Raw genomic sequence first — 19,171 nt, forward strand, 5'->3', positions numbered from 1 at the left:
GGGAGAGACAAAGAAAAGGGCCCCGAGCATGTCCGCCCGGGGCCCTTTGCTTTTCCCACCATCCGTGCCACCACCCGCTGTGTCACCCCTCGCCGTTCCACCCCTCGCCGTTCCACCCCTCTCCCTTCGGGAGAGGGACGGGGTGAGGGTATCGAGGCCCCTGGTTTCCTCCGTGGACCCTACAGCGCCTTCTTCTCGCCCAGCGCGGCGACGGGAGGAATGGCGTGCTCTCCGGCGCCGGCGGGGGCGGGGGTGGCGGGCATGTAGTAGTCGCGCACCTGGTAGCGAGAGGCGATGAGCGCGAAGACGATGGCCGCGGCGAAGACGAGGCTCGCGTAGAAGAAGAGCGTGGCGGCCATGCCCTCGAAGACGTTGAGCCGGGCCACCAGCGAGACGAGCTGATTGCCCACCGTCACGGTGAAGTTCCACAGGCTCATGATGGTGCCCTTGGCCTGGCGGGGGGCCTGGCTGTAGGCGAACTCGAGGCCGGTGGCGGACACGAGCACCTCGCCCAGGGTGAGGACCAGATAGGGGCCCGCCTGCCAGAGGACGGACGGCTTGTTGCCACCGTCCAGGCTCAGCTGGATGAGCGCCACCAGCACGTAGGAGAAGCCGGTGATGAACATGCCCGTGGCCATGCGGCGCAGCGGGGTGATCTGGATGCCCTTGCGCTCGAGCCAGGGGAACAGGACGAAGTTGTTGAGCGGGATGAGCAGCATCACCATGATCGGATTGAGCGCCTGGAGCTGCGAGGGCGCCAGCTCGAAGCTGCCCACCATCAGGTCCATCTTCGTGGCCTGGATGACCCAGGTGGAGGCCTTCTGATCGAAGAGGGCCCAGAAGACGGGGATCATCGCGAAGATGCCCATGACGCGGAACACGGCCCGGGCGCTCTCGATGGCCTCGGGCGGGTGGCCGGCGGAGGCGGCTTGGTCCAGCCAGGACTTCGCGCCGGGCACCTTCTTCTTGGGGAAGAGCGCGGCGCTCACCACCCAGATGAAGCCGTTGCGGGGGCCGAACACCGCCCAGAGCAGCTTGCCGAAGAGGCCCTCGCGGTCACACCGGGTGGGCGGCACGTTCGTGTAGTGGTGCCGGCCCGCCCAGAAGATGACGGTGGCGATGAACATCAGGATGCCCGGGATGCCAAAGGCCACCGCCGGCCCGAAGCTGCGCAGGGTGAGCGGGATGAACAGCGAGGCGAAGAACGAGCCGAAGTTGATGATCCAGTAGAAGAGCGCGAACACGCCCTTGACCAGGCCCTTGTTCTCCTCGGTGAACTGGTCGCCGACGAAGGCGGAGACGCACGGCTTGATGCCGCCGGAGCCCAGGGCAATGAGGAAGAGGCCCGTGTAGAAGCCCTGACGGTTGTCGTCGTAGAGGGCCAGCAGCAGGTGGCCCACGCAGTACAGCAGCGAGAGCCAGAGGATGGTGCGGTACTTGCCGAAGAAGCGGTCCGCGATGATTCCGCCCAGCAGCGGGAAGAGGTAGACGAGCGAGACGAAGTCATGGAACGCGGCCTTGGCCGCCGTCTGCCGCGCCGCCTCGTCCGGGACCTGATTCACCAGCAGGTACTGGATGAGGAACACCGTGAGGATGTTCCTCATCCCGTAGAAGCTGAAGCGCTCACAGGCCTCGTTGCCGATGATGTATTTGATTTGCGGCGGGTACCGTTCGCGCGTGGAGGCGGTGAGCGTGCTGGCCATGGACGGGGACATCCTCGTCGGTTGGGGTTCCAACCGGCTTGCCTACCTCACTGGTGGCCCCGAGCACAACCCATGGGCGGGCGCTCCGGCCCGCCTGCTGCTCAGGGCACCACCGCCACGCCGACGTAGGGGCCCGTGAAGAAGTCCCGGGTGGGTTGGTCATAGGGGTCCAGGCGGCCCTGATCGTCCAGATAGGTGGCGCGGTAACCGCCCCGCAGGCGCACCTGGCCGAGCTCCAGCGCCAGTCCGGCCTCCCCGCTGAGCTGCGTGAAGGGCAGGGGCGTCCAGTGGGCACTCGCCTCCAGCTTGAGCGGACCCGCCACGCGCATCAGCGTGCTCGCGCCCAGTCCCGGTCCCACGAAGGTGGCGTCTGGTGCGAAGGCCACGTCTACGCCGGCCAGCAGGCGCACGCGCAGATCGTCACGCGAGACCAGCATGACGCCTGGCTTGAGCGACAGCAGGGAGATGGTGTCCCGGCCCGGGGTGCCATCATCCGTGGCCAGGTTGAACACGTTCAGGCGCGTGCCGAGGGTGAGCTGATCGCCATCCACCTGCAGCCCCACCCCCATCGCGAAGCCCTGCGAGACGAAGCCCGCGTCCGCGGTGAGGTCCACTCGGGTGGGCTTCGTGGGTTCGGTGGGCACCTGCGCGCTCGGGCGTGGCGCCTGCGGGCGTCGCCAGGCCAGGTCGTAGTACCTGCCGTAGAGAGGGCGGCCTGGTCCCATGTACGGCCAGGCCCAGGAGGGATCGTAGTAGTAGCGGACCCAGGGGTTTGCGAAGCCGTAGTACCCATACCCGTAGTACGGGTTGTAGTGAGACCAGTTCCAGCCGCCGTTGCCACCCCCTGGTGTTGAGGGGCGCGGGGACGAGGGGGACGAGGGAGACGACGGCGAGGAGGGCGGGCGCTTGCCGAAGCGCGCCTCGGCACTTCCAGAGCCGAGTCCCATCACGAGCACGGCCAGCACGATGAACCCTTGTTTCGTCATGGTCCTATCTCCCGTGCAACCGGCGATGAGAAGAGGGACTCCGGTTGCCCTCGCGCGGGGCACAACACGCGTCCGGACAAGATACTCCCGGAGCTTCGCGAATGCAGGCGGGACCCGTTGGACCCGGCGTCGAGCAACTGGTCCGATGGTCGGACCAGTTGGCGGAAAGCGCGGCCGGGAGGCGCTCCGGCGGCTAGCGCAGTAGTGCGAGCACGATGGGGGGGAGCGCCAGCACGGCGACGAACAGGCCTCCCCACAGGAGCGCCTGCTGGTTGCGGGCGCCATCCAGTGCGTCCATTACCCGGCCATCGAGCTCCTCCTCGGCGAGCGCATGGAGCCTATCGAGCGTCAGCTCCACGGTGCTCTGGTTGCGAGTCTCCTCGCCGATGAGCTCGATGAGCTTCGTCTCGACGTGGAGGCACACCCGGAGCTTGAGGCGCCGGAGGATGGAGCGGGAGAAGCCCCCGAGGCCACTCTCGTCGTCATCGCTCGTGGCGTACGCGGTGATGGCCCGGCTCAGCACATCCCTCAGCTTCTGGATGGGCAGGGGCTTGCGGAGGATCTCCGGGGTGTACGCGCCCTCGGCGAGGATCGCCGCCCGCTCGAAGACGCGCTCGACGATGCGCTGGCAGAGCTTGTGCTCCTGCACGAGGTTCATTGCCACGCGGCCGATTCCGCGCCACATCCCCGCGGCCCCGAGCCCGATGGCACCCGCGGCCATGTAGGCCAGGAGCAGGAGGTAGACGAGCGCGCCCCAACGCTCCGATGGGTGCGCGAGCAGCCCGGTGCCCTTCTCGACGAAGAAGGCCACGATTCCGAGGACGAAGCCGACAGCTCCGAGCCCAAACGCCCGTGCGGCCACGGTGGCCGCGGCGGCGGCACCGGCCTTGGCGAGCGAGGCCACCCGGGTGACCGAGCCGCGCGGCCCGGCGCCCTCCGAGAGGGGCGTTGTCTCGGATTGGAACTGCTCGCGCTGGATGGGTGCGTTGCTCACCGTGTCTTCCCCCGGGATGCCGAACTCGAAAGAGGGCGCCACGATAGGTCGGTGTGTGTCTGACGCTCAATGCCCCGCCCGGACGCACGGGGCGTCCCCGGCCGCGAAGCCAGGATTGTGGGCTGTTGTAGGCAGGGGTCCCCTCGCTGTCACATCGCCATCCGCCGTAGACTCTCCATGAGAGGGATGATGGCCATGATGTCCGGGCTAAAGACGGGTTTGGTGCTGGGTGGTGGTGCCGCGCGAGGGGCCTATGAGGCGGGAGTGCTCTCCTATCTGCGCGAAGAGCTGGAGCCGGAGCTCGGCCGGGTGCTGAAGCTGGACATCCTGGCGGGCACCTCGGTGGGCGCCATCCACGCTTGTTATCTCGCCGCGACGAGCGACCAGCCGGCCCTGCAGGGCCGGGGAATGCGGGCGCACTGGACGGGGATGAAGGTGGAGGAGGTGCTCCGGGTCGGCGTGGGAGACGTCTGGCGGGTGCTGCGCGAGGCCCTCGGTAAGCCGGCGCCCCATCCGCGAGATCTCCAGTATGGCGGGCTGGTGGATCCCCGTGGCCTGCGGGCCATCGTGAGCCGCGGCATTCCCTGGCTGGGGATCGCCCGGAACATGCGCAGGGGCCATATCGACGCGCTCGCGGTGAGCGCCACGCACGTGGGCAGCGGACGGGCCTCGGTGTTCGTCCAGCGGCGCGAGGGCGGAATCCCCGCGTGGGGCAATGATCCCTCGTACCAGGCCGAGGCCACGCGCATCACCCCGCACCACGCCCTGGCCTCGGCGGCCATCCCGGTCGTCTTCCCGGCGGTGCGCCTGCGCGGCGGGCTGCACGTGGATGGAGGGCTGCGGCTCAACGTCCCCATGAGTCCGGCGCTGCGGCTGGGGGCGCAGCGGGTGATTGTCATCTCGCTGCGGCACGAGGCCCTGCGCGCCCAGAAGGCCCCGGGCACGGAGGAAAGCACTGAGCAGGAGCGAGAGCAGGCCTTGGCGACCGCGCCCTTCCTCGCGGGCAAGATGCTCAACACGTTGATGATGGACCGCACCGACCAGGACCTCGGCCGGCTGCGGCGGCTCAACGCCATCCTCGAGGCGGGAACGGTGGCCTACGGGCCGGACTTCGCGCGGACGCTCGGCGGGGTGCTGGGACACCACCGCAGCCAGCCCCTGCGCTACGTGCGGGAGCTGCTGGTGCGGCCCTCGAAGGACATTGGCGCGTTGGCCGCCGAATACGTCCGCACGCCCGAGTTCCGCCGCCGCAGCAATGGCCTGGCGCACAAGGCGATCCTCCGGCTGGTGGACCGGGATGCCGCGCACGAGGCGGACCTGGCCTCCTATCTGCTCTTCGATGGAGGCTTTGCGGACATCCTCATCGATCTGGGCCGGCAGGACGCCCGCGCGCTGCACGCGGAGTGGCTGCGCTTCTGGTCGGACGAGCCCCAGAACGTGGCGGAGATGGCCACGAGGACGCCCGAGGCCAGCGCCGCCTGAGTGCGCGGCTCAGAACGTGTAGCGCAGGCCGAGGCGCACCTGCCGCGGCGCCTGGTACTGGAGCGGCTTCTTGAAGTCCTGGTTGATGCCGCTGGCGGTGAGTGGCTCGCCATTGGTGCGTTGGACCATGTCCGGGGTGAGCTGTCCGGCCTCCACCTTTGTCTCGAGCGGCAGCACGGCGAGGTAGGTGTAGTTCTCGTTCACGCGGGTCACCGCCTGGAAGTCGAACACGTTGAACGCCTCCAGGGTGAGGGACACCAGATGGTCGCTGCCGAGCCGGTAGTTCACCCTGAGACTGGGGTCGATGGCATGGACCCACGGGGTGCGCTCTCCGGAGGAGCCGCGCGGCAGCACGAAGGTCTCGCCCGTGCCAATGGCTGGATGGCCACCCAGGTAGTTGATGGGAGTGCCCGATCGGCCCTGGTAGGACAGGCCGATGCTGGCGGACAGGTCGTGGGTGAAGAAGAACTCCCTGGCCGCGAAGACCTTGATGGAGTGCGTGCGGTCGTTCGGCAATAGCCCCGACCGGTTCTTCATCTGGGAGACGAGGTCGAAGTCGGACTGGAGCCCTGGTGCGCCCCAGCCGGTGCCGAGCCGGAAGGGGCCGTCGTAGTTCCCGTTCAGGCGCGACCACGTGTAGCTCACCTGGGCCAGCCAGCCCGCGGAGAAGACGCGGCTGAGCGCCACCGTCACCGCATCGTAGGTGCGCTCCGCCTTCGGGAAGACGCTGGCGGGCCCCGCGCCCGGGTTGCCCAGGAAGTAGGTGTTGCCATCGTCGAGACTCATGTCCTCGATGACGGTGTCGAGGTTCCGGTGGGTATAGGTGGCGATCAGCCGGGTTCTCGCCAGCACCTCGTACTCGGCGCCCGCGACGAGCTCGCTGGAGGACATGGGGATGATGCCGGGGTCGACCGGCTCCTCGACGCCGGAGACCTGCCTGCCCTGGCCGCTGGTGGTCCTGGTGGTGGGGAGGGCCCGGCTCATCAGGCCGAGTGGCAACTGGCCGCCGTACTTCGCGTAGTGCGCGAAGATCTTCATCCTGCCATGGGCCAGCGGGCCCACGACCAGTCCCACGCGTGGGGAGAACTGGTTGCCGAGCATGAAGGACTGGACGCCCTCGGGTGTGTACAGCAACTGCGTGTCGTAGCGGACGCCCGCGTTCACCGTGAGCCGGTTGGACAAGGACCAGCCATCCTGCACGAAGCCGCCGAGGATGCTGCTGGTGGTCCTGGACTCGTAGGTGGGGACGGGTTGCTGGCCGGCGCCCTCCTCCAGGATGACGCCGCCTTCCAGGGTCCGGAGTTGCGAGAAGGCGAGGTGCTCCACGTTCAGGCCGGCCTTCACAACGTGGGGGCCGAGGAGGTTCAGAAACCACGAGGCCTGGGCGTGGGCCTGGTAGCGGTCCGCCGTGTCGAGGGCGGTGACGGGATCGCCGCCGGTCTCGTAGTCCGTGACGGGGCATCGGGAGAGCTGCTCGGAGTAGGTGGTGCCGCAGTAGAGCTCCGCATCCGCCGACGGCTCGTAATACGTGATGGGCCGCGTCGTCCCGAACACCCAGGGGGCGCGGCCATTGAGCCCGATGGGCTGGCTGGAAATCCTCTGGTGGGACCAGCCGGCATGGGCCTCGAGCAGCAGCTTCTTGTCCAGGAACGCGCCGGAGTAATGGAGGGCGGTGGCCGTGAAGTCGCCGTCGAGCTCTCGGTAGACGAGGGACCCCGGGGCTCCATTGATGAGCTCCCGGACGCCTCCGGTCCGCGGGTCCACGGTGAGCCTGCCATCGCCACCCGAGCGCGTCGGAGTGGTGATGACCGACAGGGACACCTGGTGCTCCCGCTCCCGGCCGAAGAGGTACGTCAGCTTGCCCATGGCCTGGAGGGAGCGCTGCTCGGCGTAGAAGTAGCGCGAGGTGCCGGGGATGGGCGTGCTGACGTCGGCGCCGGGCTCGCGGGCGTTGAGGGTGCGCGTGTGCTCCAGGCGGGTGAGCGCGGGCGCCACACCGGCGAAGAACCACAGCCTGTCCTTCAGGATCGGGCCCTCCAGCGTGGCCCCGAGGGCCCCCTGCTGGTGGAGCGTGTTCTGCCCGGTGATGGTCCAGGTGGGGCCGGAGACGGGCGTGGGCGTTCCTCCCAGGACTCCCGGTACCCAGTAGCCGGACACGGAGCCCTGGAAATAGTTGGAGCCCGAGCGGGTCCGGGCCCGGAGGATGCCTCCGCTGGCGCGGCCGTACTCGGGCATGTAGCCCCCGGTGAGGACTTCGGTCTCCTCGATGAACCCGGCGTTCAGCGGCAGGGCATTGACGCCGCGCATCGGGTCATTGGTGGAGAGTCCGTCCACCAGGTACACGTTCTCGAATGAGGAGGCCCCGTTGATGGACACGCCGTACGTGTCGCTCAGCACACCCGGGGCCAACTCGGCGAGGCTCTCGAAGGTGCGGGACGCGCCGCCCCTGTCCATCGGCCTGTTCACCGCGAGGCGTTGGACGAGCGCCTCCTCGATTTTCACCCCCGTGGTCGTGGAGGCCACGTCGATGTCTGGTGGATAGGAGGAACAGACGATGAGCTCGTCGGGCAACAGCTCCACGTTGACGCAGATGAGCCGCTCCGGATTCAGCGTGAGCTCCGCGCGGGAGTACGGGCGGAACGACTCGCTGTCGAAGCGCAGGGTGTAGACGCCCGGCGGAAGCGCGGGAATCCGGTACTGGCCCTGGGCGTCCGTGACCACGACCTGTTCGCCCTGCAGGCTGGGAGAGGTCGCGGTTACGATCACCTCCGCGAGGGGCTTCTTCGTCACGGCGCTGAAGACCGTACCGAAGAGGACGCTCTCCGCCCGGGCCGCCGCCGCGAACGACATGCCTGCGGCCACGATCACTCCCACCATCCGGCGCATCCACCTCGGGTGCCTGCTGGAGTTCCCCACCATGGGGGAGAAGATGCCATGAGGCCGAAGCCCCGTTGGCTCACGGTTTCATCATGGCATCCTCATGCGGCCTTCACGCGGGGCCTACTGCCCCACTCGGGCCACGGTGCGGATGATGGGCGTGCCCACGTGCCTCCCGCGTGGCTCAGAACGTGTAGCGCAGGCCGATGCGCACCTGCCGTGGCACCTGGTACTGGGTGGGCTTGAGGAACTCCGGATTGGCCGCGGTGAGGGGCTGGCCGTTGACGGTGCGGACCATGTTCGGGGTGAGCTCTCCAGCGTCCACCCCCGTCTCGACCGGCAGCACGGGCTCGTAGGTGTAGATCTCATTCACGCGCGTCACCTCCTGGAAGTTGAACAGGTTGAACGCCTCCAGGGAGATGGACACCACCTTGCCCCGGGCGAGCTGGTAGTTCACCCCGAGCCGGGCGTCGATGGTGTGGATCCACGGCGTGCGCTCCCCGGCGGAGCCGCGCGGCAGCACGAAGGTCTCGCCCATTCCCGCTTCCGGGTGGCCGCCCAGGTAGTTGATGGGAGTGCCCGACTGGCCCCGGTAGGACAGGCCGAGGCTGGCGGTCAGCGCCCGGGTGAGGTCGAACTCCTTGGCGCCGAAGACCCTGACGGTGTGCGTGCGATCATTCGGCAGCGGGCCCGAGCGGTTCGCCAGTTGGCTGGGGAAGGTGAAGTCGGAGCGGAGCACCGGCTCGCCCCAGTCGAGGCCGGGCCGGAAGGGGCCCGCGTAGTTTCCGTGCAGGCGCGACCAAGTGTAGCTCGCCTGGAGCAGCCAATCCCAGGTGATGACCCGGTCCACCGCCACCGTCACCGCGTCATAGGTGCGCTCCGCCTTCGGGAAGTCCCTGGCGAGTCCCATGCCCGGGTTGCCCAGGAAGGTGGGGCTGACGCCGTCGCCGCGGTTCAGGTTCTCGATGACCGAATCCAGGCCGCGATGGGTATAGGTGGCGAGCAGCCGGATGTTCACGAGCACTTCCCATTCGGCGCCCGCGACGAGCTCGCTCGAAGACGGGGGAACGAGGTCGGGGTCCACGGGCTCCTGGCCACTGAAGGAAGGGGAGACCCCATCCAGCAGGCCGAGCGGCATCTGGCCCCGGTACTTCGCGTAGTGGGCGAAGAGCTTCATCCGGCCATTGGCCATGGGATCCACGACCAGCCCCACGCGCGGCGAGAGCTGCTGGCCCACCGTGAAGGTCCGGGGGTCCGTGGACGTGTGCAGCCACTGCGCATCGTAGCGGACCCCGGCGTTGATGATGAGCCAGCGGATGGGATTCCAACTGTCCTGCGCGAAGCCCCCGAGGGTGGTGCTGTCGTACCGGTTCGTGTTGAGCACCTGTCCGTGCTCGTAGGAGAGGCGCTCCGCGTCCACGCCGGCCTTCACCACGTGGTTCCCGAGGAAGTCCAGCAACCCGGTGGCCCGGGCGTTGGCCTGGTAGCGGTCCACCGAGTCGAGCGACAGGACGTCCTCGCCGCCCACGTCGTAGTACAGGACGGGGCATCTCGAGAGCTGCTCTGCCTCATCGGCGCCGCAGTAGAGCGCCATGTCCGGCACGGAGCGCTCGTAGTACGTCACGGGCCTCCTGGCCGTGAACCTCGCGGGGGAGAGACCCGTGACGTAAGGCGTGCTGGAGGCCGTCTGGCGGGACCAGGCGAGGTTGGTGTCGACGTACAGCCGGTGGTCCAGGAACGTGCCGCTGTAGGTGAGGGCGGCCGTCGTGAAGTTGCCGTCGAGCTCCCGATAGGGCACGGCGGTGGGGCTCCCGTTGATGAACTCCCGGACGCCGCCGGTCAGCGGGTCCACGGTGAGCATGCCGTCCCCACCCGAGCGGGCGGGCGTGGTGATGACCGACAGCGACAGGTTCTGCCGATGGTCGGTGAGAAACCAGGTCAGTTTGCCCATCGCCTGGAGGCTGCGCTCCTCGGCGTGGAAGGAGTGCGAGGTGCCAGGAATCGGCGTGCTGACGTTGGCTCCGTCCGGGCCGAGCCGGCGGGCGGTGAGGGTGCGCGTGTGCTCCACGCGGGTGAATGCCGGTGCCACGCCGGCGAAGAACCACAGCCGGTCCTTCAGGATCGGACCTCCCAGGGTGGCCCCGACATCCCCCTGGAGGCTGAGCCTGTTCTGCCCGGTGATGGTCCAGGTGGGCCCGGAGGCGGGCTCGGGAGTTCCCCCCAGGAAACCGGGAACCCAGTTGCCGAACACCGAGCCGTGGAATTCGTTGCTGCCCGTGCGCGTCACGGCGCGGAAGACGCCTCCCGTGGCGCGGCCGTGCTCCGGCATGTAGCCACCGGTGACGATGGACAGGTCCTGGAGGAACTCGGTGCTCAGCGGCAGGGCATTGACGCCGAGCACCGGCTCATTGGTGGAGAGGCCGTCCACCCAGTACGCGTTCTCGAAGGGGGAAGCCCCGTGGATGGACGCACCGTACGCGTCGCTCCGCGCGCCCGGGGCCAGCTCGGCGAGACTCTCGAAGGATCGGGCCGCGCCCCGCTTGTCCATCGGCCGGTTCAGCGCGAAGTGCTGGGTGAAGTCCTGGTAGATGTTCATCCCCGTGGTCGTGGAGCCCACATCGACGACAGGCGACCCGCAGCCCGGGTATTCGTCCTCCATGGGCATGGGCTCCAGCGCCACGGTCACGCGGACCGTTCGATCCGGGCGCACCGGGATGTCCGTCCGCGAGAACGGCTTGAACGACTCCTTGTCGAAGCGCAGGGTGTAGACGCTTGGTGGGACGTCGGGGATGCGGAACTGGCCCTGGGCGTCCGCCACCACGACCCGCTCTCCCTGCAGACTGGGGGAGGTCGCGCTCACGACCACGTCCGGGACTGGCTCCTTCGTTTCGGCGTTGCTCACCGTCCCGATGATGGCGGTGTCCGCCTGGGCCGCCGCAGAGAACGACAGACACGCGACCACGACCACGCCCGCCATCTGGCGCATCCACCACAGGTACATGCTGGAGTTCCCCCTCATAGGGGCGAGGATGCCACGAGTCCGAGGGCCAGCTGGCTCATGGTTTCATCATGGCATCCTCGGGCGACCGCCGGTGCGGGGCCTACTGCTTGTACTCGTACTCTCCGCCCGGGTAGACGAAGGAGTCGCGCGGCGCGTACCAGCACCAGCCCTCCACCTTCTGCAGCGGGCTCGAGGGCCGCAGCGCGTAGACGGGGTGGTCCTTCGCGAGGAACTCGAGCGACACCAGCTCGAAGGACTCGGCCAGCTCGCCGACGTACGGGTAGTTGCCGGCCACGAGCTTGCCCTTCACCTGCGTCACGTAGGTGAGGTGCCCGCGCGCCACCGAGGAGATCTTCTGCCCCACGCGGGCCACCGTGCGGATGATGGGGATGCCCTCGACGCGCGTGGTGGCCACCAGCTCGACGCCGTGGAGCTCCAGCGTCGTGGTTCCCTGGGAGGCGGGCACTCCGCGCTCGTGGACGTAGCCGCGCACGCGCTCCGAGGAGTTGAAGTAGTGGGTGAAGAAGCGCGAGGGCGTCACGCCATCCGGCGCGGTACGGCCCGCCAGATCCAGTCCCAGGTACGTGAGCGAGTAGGCGCCGAAGCTGGAGGCCTGCTCCTCCGAGTCGACGACGTACTGATTCATGTAGATGGCGCGGTTGGTGGCGGGCTGGAGACCCTGGGGCAGCAGCACGGCGGCGGCCTTCGGGTCCGCGGGAATCCAGCTCGAGTACAGCATGCGGCTGTTGATGACGAGCTGCGGTGCGGCGAGAGGTGAATCGGACACGGGTGCTCCCCCCTGCGAGTGTGGTGAGGCCTGATGCCAACGCAGGAGGGGAGGGGGCGCAAGTCGGAGAGTGCGGTAATGAACACTCCTCGACTCAGGCCGCGGGAGCCGCCGTCTCGGGAGGCTTGCGGCCCACGCGGAGCTTCCGCGCCTTCGTCAGCACGTGCTTGAGGTAGCGCCCGGTGTGGCTCTCCTTCACCTCCGCCACCTGCTCGGGCGTGCCGGTGGCCAGCAACTGGCCGCCGCCCGCGCCGCCCTCGGGCCCCATGTCCAGCACCCAGTCCGCGCTCTTGATGACGTCCAGGCAGTGCTCGATGACGAGCACCGTGTTACCCGCCTCCACCAGCCGGTTGAGCACGTGCAGCAGCTTGCGGATGTCCTCGAAGTGCAGGCCCGTGGTGGGCTCGTCGAGGATGTAGAGGGTGCGGCCCGTGGCCACGCGCGCCAGCTCGCGCGCCAGCTTGATGCGCTGGGCCTCGCCACCGGACAGCGTGGGCGAGCTCTGGCCCAGCCGGATGTAGCCCAGGCCCACGTCATCCAGCGTCTGGAGCACGCGCATGATGTCCTTGTGCGCGCTGAAGTGCAGCATCGCCTCGCGCACGCTCATCTCGAGCACCTCGGCGATGTTCTTCCCCTTGTAGCGCACCCGCAGCGTGGCCTCGTTGAAGCGCTTGCCGGTGCACACCTCGCACGGCACGTACACGTCCGCCAGGAAGTGCATCTCCACCAGCTTCATGCCATCGCCCTCGCACGCCTCGCAGCGCCCGCCCTTGATGTTGAAGGAGAAGCGCCCCGGCGTGTACCCGAACGCCCGCGCCTCCGGCGTCATCGCGAACACGTCGCGGATGGAGTCGAAGAGCTTGGTGTACGTGGCCGGGTTGCTGCGCGGCGTCCGCCCGATGGGCCGCTGGTCGATGTCGATGACCTTGTCCAGGTGCTCCAGCCCCGTGATCGCCTTGTGCTTGCCCGGCATCTCGCGGCTCTCGTACAGCGCGCGCGCCGCGGCGGGGTAGAGGATCTCATTGATGAGCGTGGACTTGCCCGCCCCGGACACCCCCGTGACGGCCACGAACACCCCCAGGGGAATCTCCGCCGTGACGTCCTTGAGGTTGTTCTCCTTCGCCCCCTGGATGACCACCTTCGTCTTGCCGGGAGCGCGCCGCTGCTCGGGGATTTCAATCTCCTTGCGGCCGGAGAGGTAGGCACCGGTGGCGCTCTTCTCGTTCGCCATCACCTGCGCCGGAGTGCCCTCGGCCACCACCTGTCCGCCCAGCTCGCCCGCACCCGGCCCGAAGTCCACCAGCCAGTCCGCCTCCTCCATCGTCTCCTCGTCGTGCTCCACCACGACGACGGAGTTGCCCAGGTCACGCAACCGCTTGAGCGTGGCCAGCAGCTTGCCGTTGTCGCGCTGGTGCAGGCCGATGGACGGCTCGTCGAGGATGTAGATGACGCCCGTGAGCTCGCTGCCCATCTGCGACGCCAGCCGGATGCGCTGGCTCTCGCCGCCGGACAGCGTGGACGCGGTGCGATCCAGCGTCAGGTACGCCAGGCCCACGTCCTCCAGGAAGCCCAGGCGGCTGCGGATCTCCTTGAGCAGCTCGGTGGCGATCTTCCGCTCCGTCTCGGTGAGCTGCATGCCTTTGAGCCAGCGCAGCGCGTCGCCAATGGTCTGCCCGCTCAGCTCCACGATGGAGCGCCCGTGCACCTTCACCGCCCGGCTCTCCGGCTTCAGGCGCGCCCCGTCGCATGTGGGGCACGGCTTGTCGCTGAAGAACTTCTGGTAGTAGGTGCGCATCGCCTCGGACGTGGTCGTCTTGAAGCTGCGCATCAGCTTGTTGACCAGGCCCTCCCACTCCATCTCGTAGCGGCCGCCATCGCCCCACTTCACGGTGAAGCGCTTGCCCTCGGCGCCGTACATCAGCACCTTCTTCGCCTTCGCCGGCAGCTTGCCGAAGGGCGTGTCCAGGTCGATGTCGAAGGCCCCGGCCAGGCTCTCCACGAAGTCCGCCGTCCAGCCCTCGCCCTTGTTCATCCCGCTGGCCCAAGGCTCCACCGCGCCCTCGCGCAGGCTGCGCGAGGCGTCCGGGACGATGCGCTCGGGGTCCATCTCCGGCTTGGTACCCAGGCCGTTGCAGTCCGTGCACATGCCCAGCGGGTTGTTGAAGGAGAACGAGGAGGGGCTCAGCTCGCCGAAGGACAGGCCGCACGCGTGGCAGGCGTTGAGCTCGCTCATGATGCGGTCGCTCGCCGTGCTGCCCGTCTCATCGGTGATGATGAGCATGCCCTTGCCCTCGCGCAGCGCCGTCTCCACCGCGTCGGTGAGCCGCGTGCGGATCTCCGGCTTGAGCACCAACCGGTCGATGACGAGCGCGATGTCGTGCTTGGACTTCTTGTCCAGCTCGATGCGCTCCTCCAGGCTCTTCACCTTGCCGTCCACACGCGCGCGGGAGAAGCCGCGCTTCTGCGCATCGGTGAGGATGTCCTTGTGCTCGCCCTTGCGGTTGGTGACCACGGGCGCCAGCACCATCACCTTGGTGCCCGTGGGCGACTCCATCATCGTGTCCACGATCTGCTGGGCGCTCTGCTTGCCCACGCGCTTGCCGCAGTTGGGGCAGTGCTGCACACCCACGGAGGCGAAGAGCACGCGCAGGTAGTCGTGCACCTCCGTCACCGTGCCCACCGTCGAGCGCGGGTTGTTGCTGGCCGCCTTCTGCTCGATGGAGATGGTGGGGGACAGGCCCCGGATGGTGTCGTACTTGGGCTTCTCCATCTGCCCGAGGAACTGCCGGGCATAGGCAGAGAGGCTCTCCACGTAGCGGCGCTGACCCTCGGCGTAGAGGGTGTCGAACGCCAGCGAGCTCTTCCCCGAGCCGGAGACGCCGGTGAACACCACCAGCTTCTTCTTCGGAATCTCCAGGGAGATGTTCTTGAGGTTGTGTTCCTTGGCTCCGCGGATGGAGATGACGTCGGGCTCGGACATGGGGGCGCGATCTACCACTGAAAGGGCGCGCAGGTAGGGGATTTTGGGCGCGCGGGGGTTGAGTGTTGCTGAACCGCTGGATTTTCAAGGCGAATCCCCTCGTCGCCCGGACGGGGAGCAGGCGGGCAAGGGGGACTGGGGAGGCGGGCGGTTCCGCGCTATAGGGGGCCGCGCCCATGCCCTCCGTCCCCGAGCGTCTGCGCGGTACTCCGCTGCTCGTCGTCGCCAGTCTCATGTTCGCCGTCATGGCCCTGTGCGCGCGCACGGTGGCGGGTCGGCTGTCGGTGGGGCAGGTGGTGTGCGCCCGCTTCGCCATCGGCCTCGTCTTCCTCGTCTTCTACTTCCCACTCACCGGCACCCGGCCGCGCATGGGCAAGCCCGTGTTGTGGACACTACGAGGCCTTTTCGGAGGTGGCTCCGTCTACTTCTATTTCGTGGCCATCGACCGGCTCGCGGTAGGGCCCGCCACGCTGCTCAACTCCTGCTGGCCCATCTGCGCTGCCATCCTCGGCATCTTCATCCTGGGCGAGCGAGTGAACGGCTACCTCGCCACCGGGCTCGTGGCCACCACCTTTGGAGCGGGGCTCGTCATCTGGAGCACGGTGCAGGGCGGCCTGGCCCTCACCTCGGGCGTGGGAGCGTGGGCCGGGGCGCTCTCCGCGCTCCTCAGTGGCGCGGCGGTGATCGCCCTGCGCGCGCTTCGCGGGGACACCGACGCCGCCTCCATCTTCCTCTCCTTCTGCTTCTTCGGGCTGCTCGTCGGCGTGCCCTTCGCCGTGCAGGACTGGCGGCCCCTGTCAGCGGACATGGTGCTGCCGCTGCTCGGCGTGGGCCTGTCCTCTGTCGTCGCGCAGATGATCTTCACCTACGCCATGGGCTACGTGACGGCCGCGGCCGGCGGCATCACCACGCAGCTCACCCCTGCCTTCTCCTGGCTGCTCGGCGCGCTGCTGTTGGGTGAGCCCCTTCAACCGCTTGCGATGGTGGGCTCCCTGGTGTGCATGGGGGGCGTGCTGTGGGGCACGGGCCTGGTTCCTCGCTTGTTCGTCCCCACTCCCAAACCCTCGCCCTAACGGGAAGTCTGGGGGAACTCGGGTTTCCCTTGCTTGGGCCCGCGTCTTCCGGTTTTTACCCGTTGCCTGTCGAGCACTCCGGAAATCTTTTCAGTGCGGGAGCACCGGTGGGCAGGTGGGTGCCCACTGGAGGCCAATCCTTTTCCCCGTAGTCCCTGGGCTTGCCACATCCGTGAGTAACGCGTTGGACGGGCCTCAGGGTTGCAAGAGCCCGTACGCAAGGTGTGGATTGGGAGGCTGCCATGATGGGATTGCGCTGGGTGTGCGCGGCTGCGTGCCTGATGGCCCTGGTGTGGGCGGGCTGCGATCGGCCGTCGTCGCATCGGGCTCCGTCGGGACTGGGGGCGTCCCCTGAGAAGCTGGACTTCGGCCTCTCGGCGGTGGGCGTGTCCAAGACGATGAAGGTGCGGCTGTCCAATCGGGGCCGTGCTCCGTTCCAGGTGCATGGGGCGCGGGCCACTCTGCCCAATATGGAGGTGGTGCCCTTCGAGGCCTTCGAGCTGAAGGCGGGCGGTGAGCGCGAGGTGGAGGTTCGCTTCACGGCGGACGTGGAGGGCGCGGTGTCCGGCGTGCTGGAGGTGCTCACCGACGCCGACAACGTAGGCAAGGAGGGCGTGGCGCAGGTGGGCCTGGACGGCCAGGGCGTGAAGGCGTGGTTGGAGGTGCCGTTGCGCGCCGTCGATTTCGGCAACGTGGAGCTGGGCCACGTGGAGCTGCGCGAGGTCATCGTGCGCAACCCCACGCAGGTGGCGAGCCCGGTGCGCCTGGACTTCGACGGCGTGGACGCGGATCAGTTCGGCTCCAGTGAGGTGGGGGGGACCTTCGTGTTGCAGCCCGGCGAGGAGCGCCGGCTGCCGCTGTCCTTCAATCCGCAACGGTTGGGCTCGGCCCAGGCGCAGCTGCGCGTGCGGGTGGAGTGCCCCACGTGCGAGCCCAGCGTCGTGACGCTGTCGGGCACCGGCATTGCCACGCTGCTGGAGGTGACGCCGCTGCGAGTGGACTTTGGCCGCGTGGCGCTGGGGGCCACCGCCGAGGAGCGCGTCATCGTGCGCAACCTGGGCTCCGAGCCCATGGCCTACGGCGGGGTGAAGCTGCTGGACAATGGGAGCAATGCCTTCCGCCTGGTGAGCACGCCTCAGGTATCCGGCGGGGTGCTCGCCGCGGGCGCGGTGGGGGAGATCCGCGTGGCCTTCACGCCCACCACCCTGGGCGCGGTGCGCGAGGCGCGGCTGGAGGTGGACGTGCGGCCCATGGGCACCACGAAGCCGGGTCCCAAGGTGTCGCTCCGGGGTGAGGGCGGCAGCTCGTGCGTGGTGCTGCAGCCGAATCCGCTCGACTTCGGGGTGGTGTCCGAGGGCATGAGCGTCAATCGGAACGTGCAGGTCATCAACCGCTGCCGCAACGACGTGCTGTTGAGCGAGCTGAAGCTCACCACGAAGAAGGGCGGCTACTTCCTGCTGGCCACGGCGCCCTCCAGCCAGCCTCTCGCCGCGGGCCAGTCCGCCTTGGTGCCCATCACCTTCATGCCTCGCTCCGGCGTGGGCGCGGGTGAGGCGGAGCTCTCCGTGAAGATTCTCAACGGCACCAGCGCCTCCACCGAGGTGGTGCAGGTGGTGGGCTCGGGCAAGGTGTTCACGCCCTGCAAGTACCAGCTGGAGCCTCCGGTGGTGGAGTTCGGCAATGTGCCGGTGGGCTCCGAGGTGACGCTCGGCGCGGCGGTGCGCAACATCGGCACCACCGAGTGCTTCCTGACGGGAATGCAGGTGGCGCAGGGCTCGGATCCAGCCTTCTCGGCGGACGTGCTGGGCAACCAGGTGCTGCAGCCCGGGCAGCGCGCCCGGCTGCTGGTGCGCTTCAAGCCGGGCGCCGAAGACGAGTTCTCCGGCATGGCCGAGGGGTGGGTGAACAACCCGAGCGCCGGCCACCTGCTGGTGCCGCTGCACGGCCGGGGAGTGGTGGGCTGCTTCTCGGTGCAACCCACCACCGTGGACTTTGGCACCACGCGGCTCTCCTGTGGCCCGCGTGAGCGCGAGCTCGTCGTCTACAACAAGTGCCCCGGACCCACCACGCTCGTGGGCCTGCGCACCGAGGGCGACGCCACCGACTTCACGGTGACGCACGGCTTCCAGTTCCCGGTGGTGCTCGCCGGAAACAGTGAGCACCGCATGAAGGTGACGTACGAGCCGCAGGGCGACGGGGATGACGCCGCCGCGCTCCGGTTCGATCTGGGCACGGGCACGCCCTACACGGTGGGCCTGGTGGGCAATGCGGTGCTGAAGAACGAGCAGACGGACGTGATCGTCCAGCAGTCGGATGCGAAGGTGGACGTGCTGTTCGTGGTGGACAACTCGGGCTCGATGATGGACGAGCAGCAGAACCTGGGCTCGAACTTCTCCTCCTTCCTCTCCCACGCGGCCGCCGCGGGCGTGGACTACCACGTCGCGGTCACCACCACCGGTCTCGAGCGCTCCTCGGGCGGCTGGGCGGTCTGCCCGGGTGGTGCCGAGGGCGGTGAGAACGGGCGCCTGTTCCCCGTGGACAACTCGTCCCCCCGCGTCATCTCGCCCAGCACGCCGGCGGCGGAATCGGTCTTCGCGCGCAACACCCAGGTGGGCGTGTGCCACTGGAACGAGCAGGGCCTGGAGGCCATGTACCGCGCCCTGTCGGATCCCCTCGTGTACAACGTGGATGACACTCGCACGCCCCAGCCGATGGACGGCAACTCCGGTTTCCTGCGCGAGGAGGCCAAGCTGGCCATCATCGCCGTCACCGACGAGGAGGACTTCTCGTCGCAGCCGGTGTCCTTCTACGAGACGTTCCTGCTGGGTCTGAAGGGAGGGGACCGCTCCAAGGTCATCTTCTCCGCCATCGCCGGGCCGGTAGACCTCACCACCTGCCGCAGCGCCAGCAGCTCCGGCAGCCGCTACATCCAGCTCGCCCAGGCCACCAGCGGCGTGGTGGAGAGCATCTGCACGCCCAACTGGGCCGCCTCGCTGGAGCGCATCTCGGAGAGCGCCTTCGGCCCCAACCGCTCCTTCCCGCTCAGCGAGACGCCCTCGGACACCTCGCGCATCGTGGTGCGCGTGGATGGCGTGGTGACGGGCGGGTGGGTGTACGACCCGCAGACCAATGCCGTCATCTTCGATGCGGACAAGGCCCCGCCGCCCGGGGCCACCGTGGAGATTACCTACCCCGTGGGCTGCTAGGACGGGGAGTGTGAGGGGCTCGTGGGGGCGCTCCCAACAGGGGCGCCCCTTTTCCTTTTTGACACAGTGCGAGGTAATCCCA

10 protein-coding genes are annotated in these 19,171 nt (G+C 68.4%); 3 read left to right on the top strand and 7 right to left on the bottom strand.

All coding sequences use genetic code 11. The features are described from left to right. Positions 1-179: 179 nt before the first annotated feature. From OV287_RS18720 to OV287_RS18730, 3 genes are all read right to left on the bottom strand, one after another. Positions 180-1,703 (bottom strand): POT family MFS transporter, encoded by a 1,524-nt coding sequence (locus tag OV287_RS18720; RefSeq protein WP_267535397.1) that lies wholly within the window; start codon positions 1,701-1,703, stop codon positions 180-182. Positions 1,704-1,804: 101 nt separating this feature from the next. Further along, the gene (locus OV287_RS18725) at positions 1,805-2,689 is read right to left on the bottom strand and encodes a hypothetical protein (protein ID WP_267535398.1); all 885 of its coding nucleotides are present in this window, start codon (positions 2,687-2,689) and stop codon (positions 1,805-1,807) included. Between the two features lie 193 nt (positions 2,690-2,882). Then, positions 2,883-3,683 (bottom strand): hypothetical protein, encoded by an 801-nt coding sequence (locus OV287_RS18730; RefSeq protein ID WP_267535399.1) that lies wholly within the window; start codon positions 3,681-3,683, stop codon positions 2,883-2,885. Between the two features lie 195 nt (positions 3,684-3,878). On the opposite strand from OV287_RS18730, the gene OV287_RS18735 reads away from it, so the two are divergent. Further along, on the top strand, positions 3,879-5,165 hold the full coding sequence (locus OV287_RS18735) for a patatin-like phospholipase family protein (protein WP_267535400.1): 1,287 nt from the start codon (positions 3,879-3,881) through the stop codon (positions 5,163-5,165). A 9-nt stretch (positions 5,166-5,174) separates the two neighbouring features. Here OV287_RS18735 and OV287_RS18740 read toward each other — a convergent pair whose 3' ends face one another. From OV287_RS18740 to uvrA, 4 genes are all read right to left on the bottom strand, one after another. Next, positions 5,175-8,042 carry a TonB-dependent receptor gene (locus tag OV287_RS18740; protein ID WP_267535401.1) on the bottom strand — a complete coding sequence of 956 codons (2,868 nt, stop codon included), beginning with the start codon at positions 8,040-8,042 and terminating at the stop codon, positions 5,175-5,177. A gap of 184 nt (positions 8,043-8,226) precedes the next feature. Next, complete coding sequence (locus OV287_RS18745; RefSeq protein ID WP_267535402.1) at positions 8,227-11,043, bottom strand: TonB-dependent receptor; 2,817 nt, start codon at positions 11,041-11,043, stop codon at positions 8,227-8,229. A 100-nt stretch (positions 11,044-11,143) separates the two neighbouring features. Continuing rightward, a complete protein-coding gene (locus OV287_RS18750; RefSeq protein ID WP_267535403.1) occupies positions 11,144-11,830 on the bottom strand; it encodes a hypothetical protein in 687 nt (228 codons plus the stop codon). A gap of 94 nt (positions 11,831-11,924) precedes the next feature. Then, positions 11,925-14,810, bottom strand: a complete 2,886-nt coding sequence (gene uvrA, locus OV287_RS18755) for an excinuclease ABC subunit UvrA (RefSeq protein ID WP_267535404.1) — start codon at positions 14,808-14,810, stop codon at positions 11,925-11,927. 176 nt (positions 14,811-14,986) lie between these two features. Between uvrA and OV287_RS18760 the strand changes: the two genes are divergently transcribed. Next, positions 14,987-15,883, top strand: a complete 897-nt coding sequence (locus tag OV287_RS18760; protein WP_267535405.1) for a DMT family transporter — start codon at positions 14,987-14,989, stop codon at positions 15,881-15,883. Between the two features lie 242 nt (positions 15,884-16,125). Next, positions 16,126-19,089 carry a choice-of-anchor D domain-containing protein gene (locus OV287_RS18765; protein ID WP_267535406.1) on the top strand — a complete coding sequence of 988 codons (2,964 nt, stop codon included), beginning with the start codon at positions 16,126-16,128 and terminating at the stop codon, positions 19,087-19,089. Positions 19,090-19,171: the final 82 nt, after the last annotated feature.

The sequence above is a fragment of the Archangium lansingense genome (genome assembly GCF_026626635.1).
Taxonomy (GTDB): Bacteria; Myxococcota; Myxococcia; order Myxococcales; family Myxococcaceae; genus Archangium; species Archangium lansingense.

What these genes read in the sequence shown, in the direction of transcription:
- OV287_RS18720 (WP_267535397.1), bottom strand. Translation starts at nt 1,703, where the DNA reads ATGGCCAGCACGCTCACCGCCTCCACGCGCGAACGGTACCCGCCGCAA.
- OV287_RS18725 (WP_267535398.1), bottom strand. Translation starts at nt 2,689, where the DNA reads ATGACGAAACAAGGGTTCATCGTGCTGGCCGTGCTCGTGATGGGACTC.
- OV287_RS18735 (WP_267535400.1), top strand. Translation starts at nt 3,879, where the DNA reads ATGATGTCCGGGCTAAAGACGGGTTTGGTGCTGGGTGGTGGTGCCGCG.
- OV287_RS18740 (WP_267535401.1), bottom strand. Translation starts at nt 8,042, where the DNA reads ATGGTGGGAGTGATCGTGGCCGCAGGCATGTCGTTCGCGGCGGCGGCC.
- OV287_RS18745 (WP_267535402.1), bottom strand. Translation starts at nt 11,043, where the DNA reads ATGTACCTGTGGTGGATGCGCCAGATGGCGGGCGTGGTCGTGGTCGCG.
- uvrA (WP_267535404.1), bottom strand. Translation starts at nt 14,810, where the DNA reads ATGTCCGAGCCCGACGTCATCTCCATCCGCGGAGCCAAGGAACACAAC.
- OV287_RS18760 (WP_267535405.1), top strand. Translation starts at nt 14,987, where the DNA reads ATGCCCTCCGTCCCCGAGCGTCTGCGCGGTACTCCGCTGCTCGTCGTC.
- OV287_RS18765 (WP_267535406.1), top strand. Translation starts at nt 16,126, where the DNA reads ATGATGGGATTGCGCTGGGTGTGCGCGGCTGCGTGCCTGATGGCCCTG.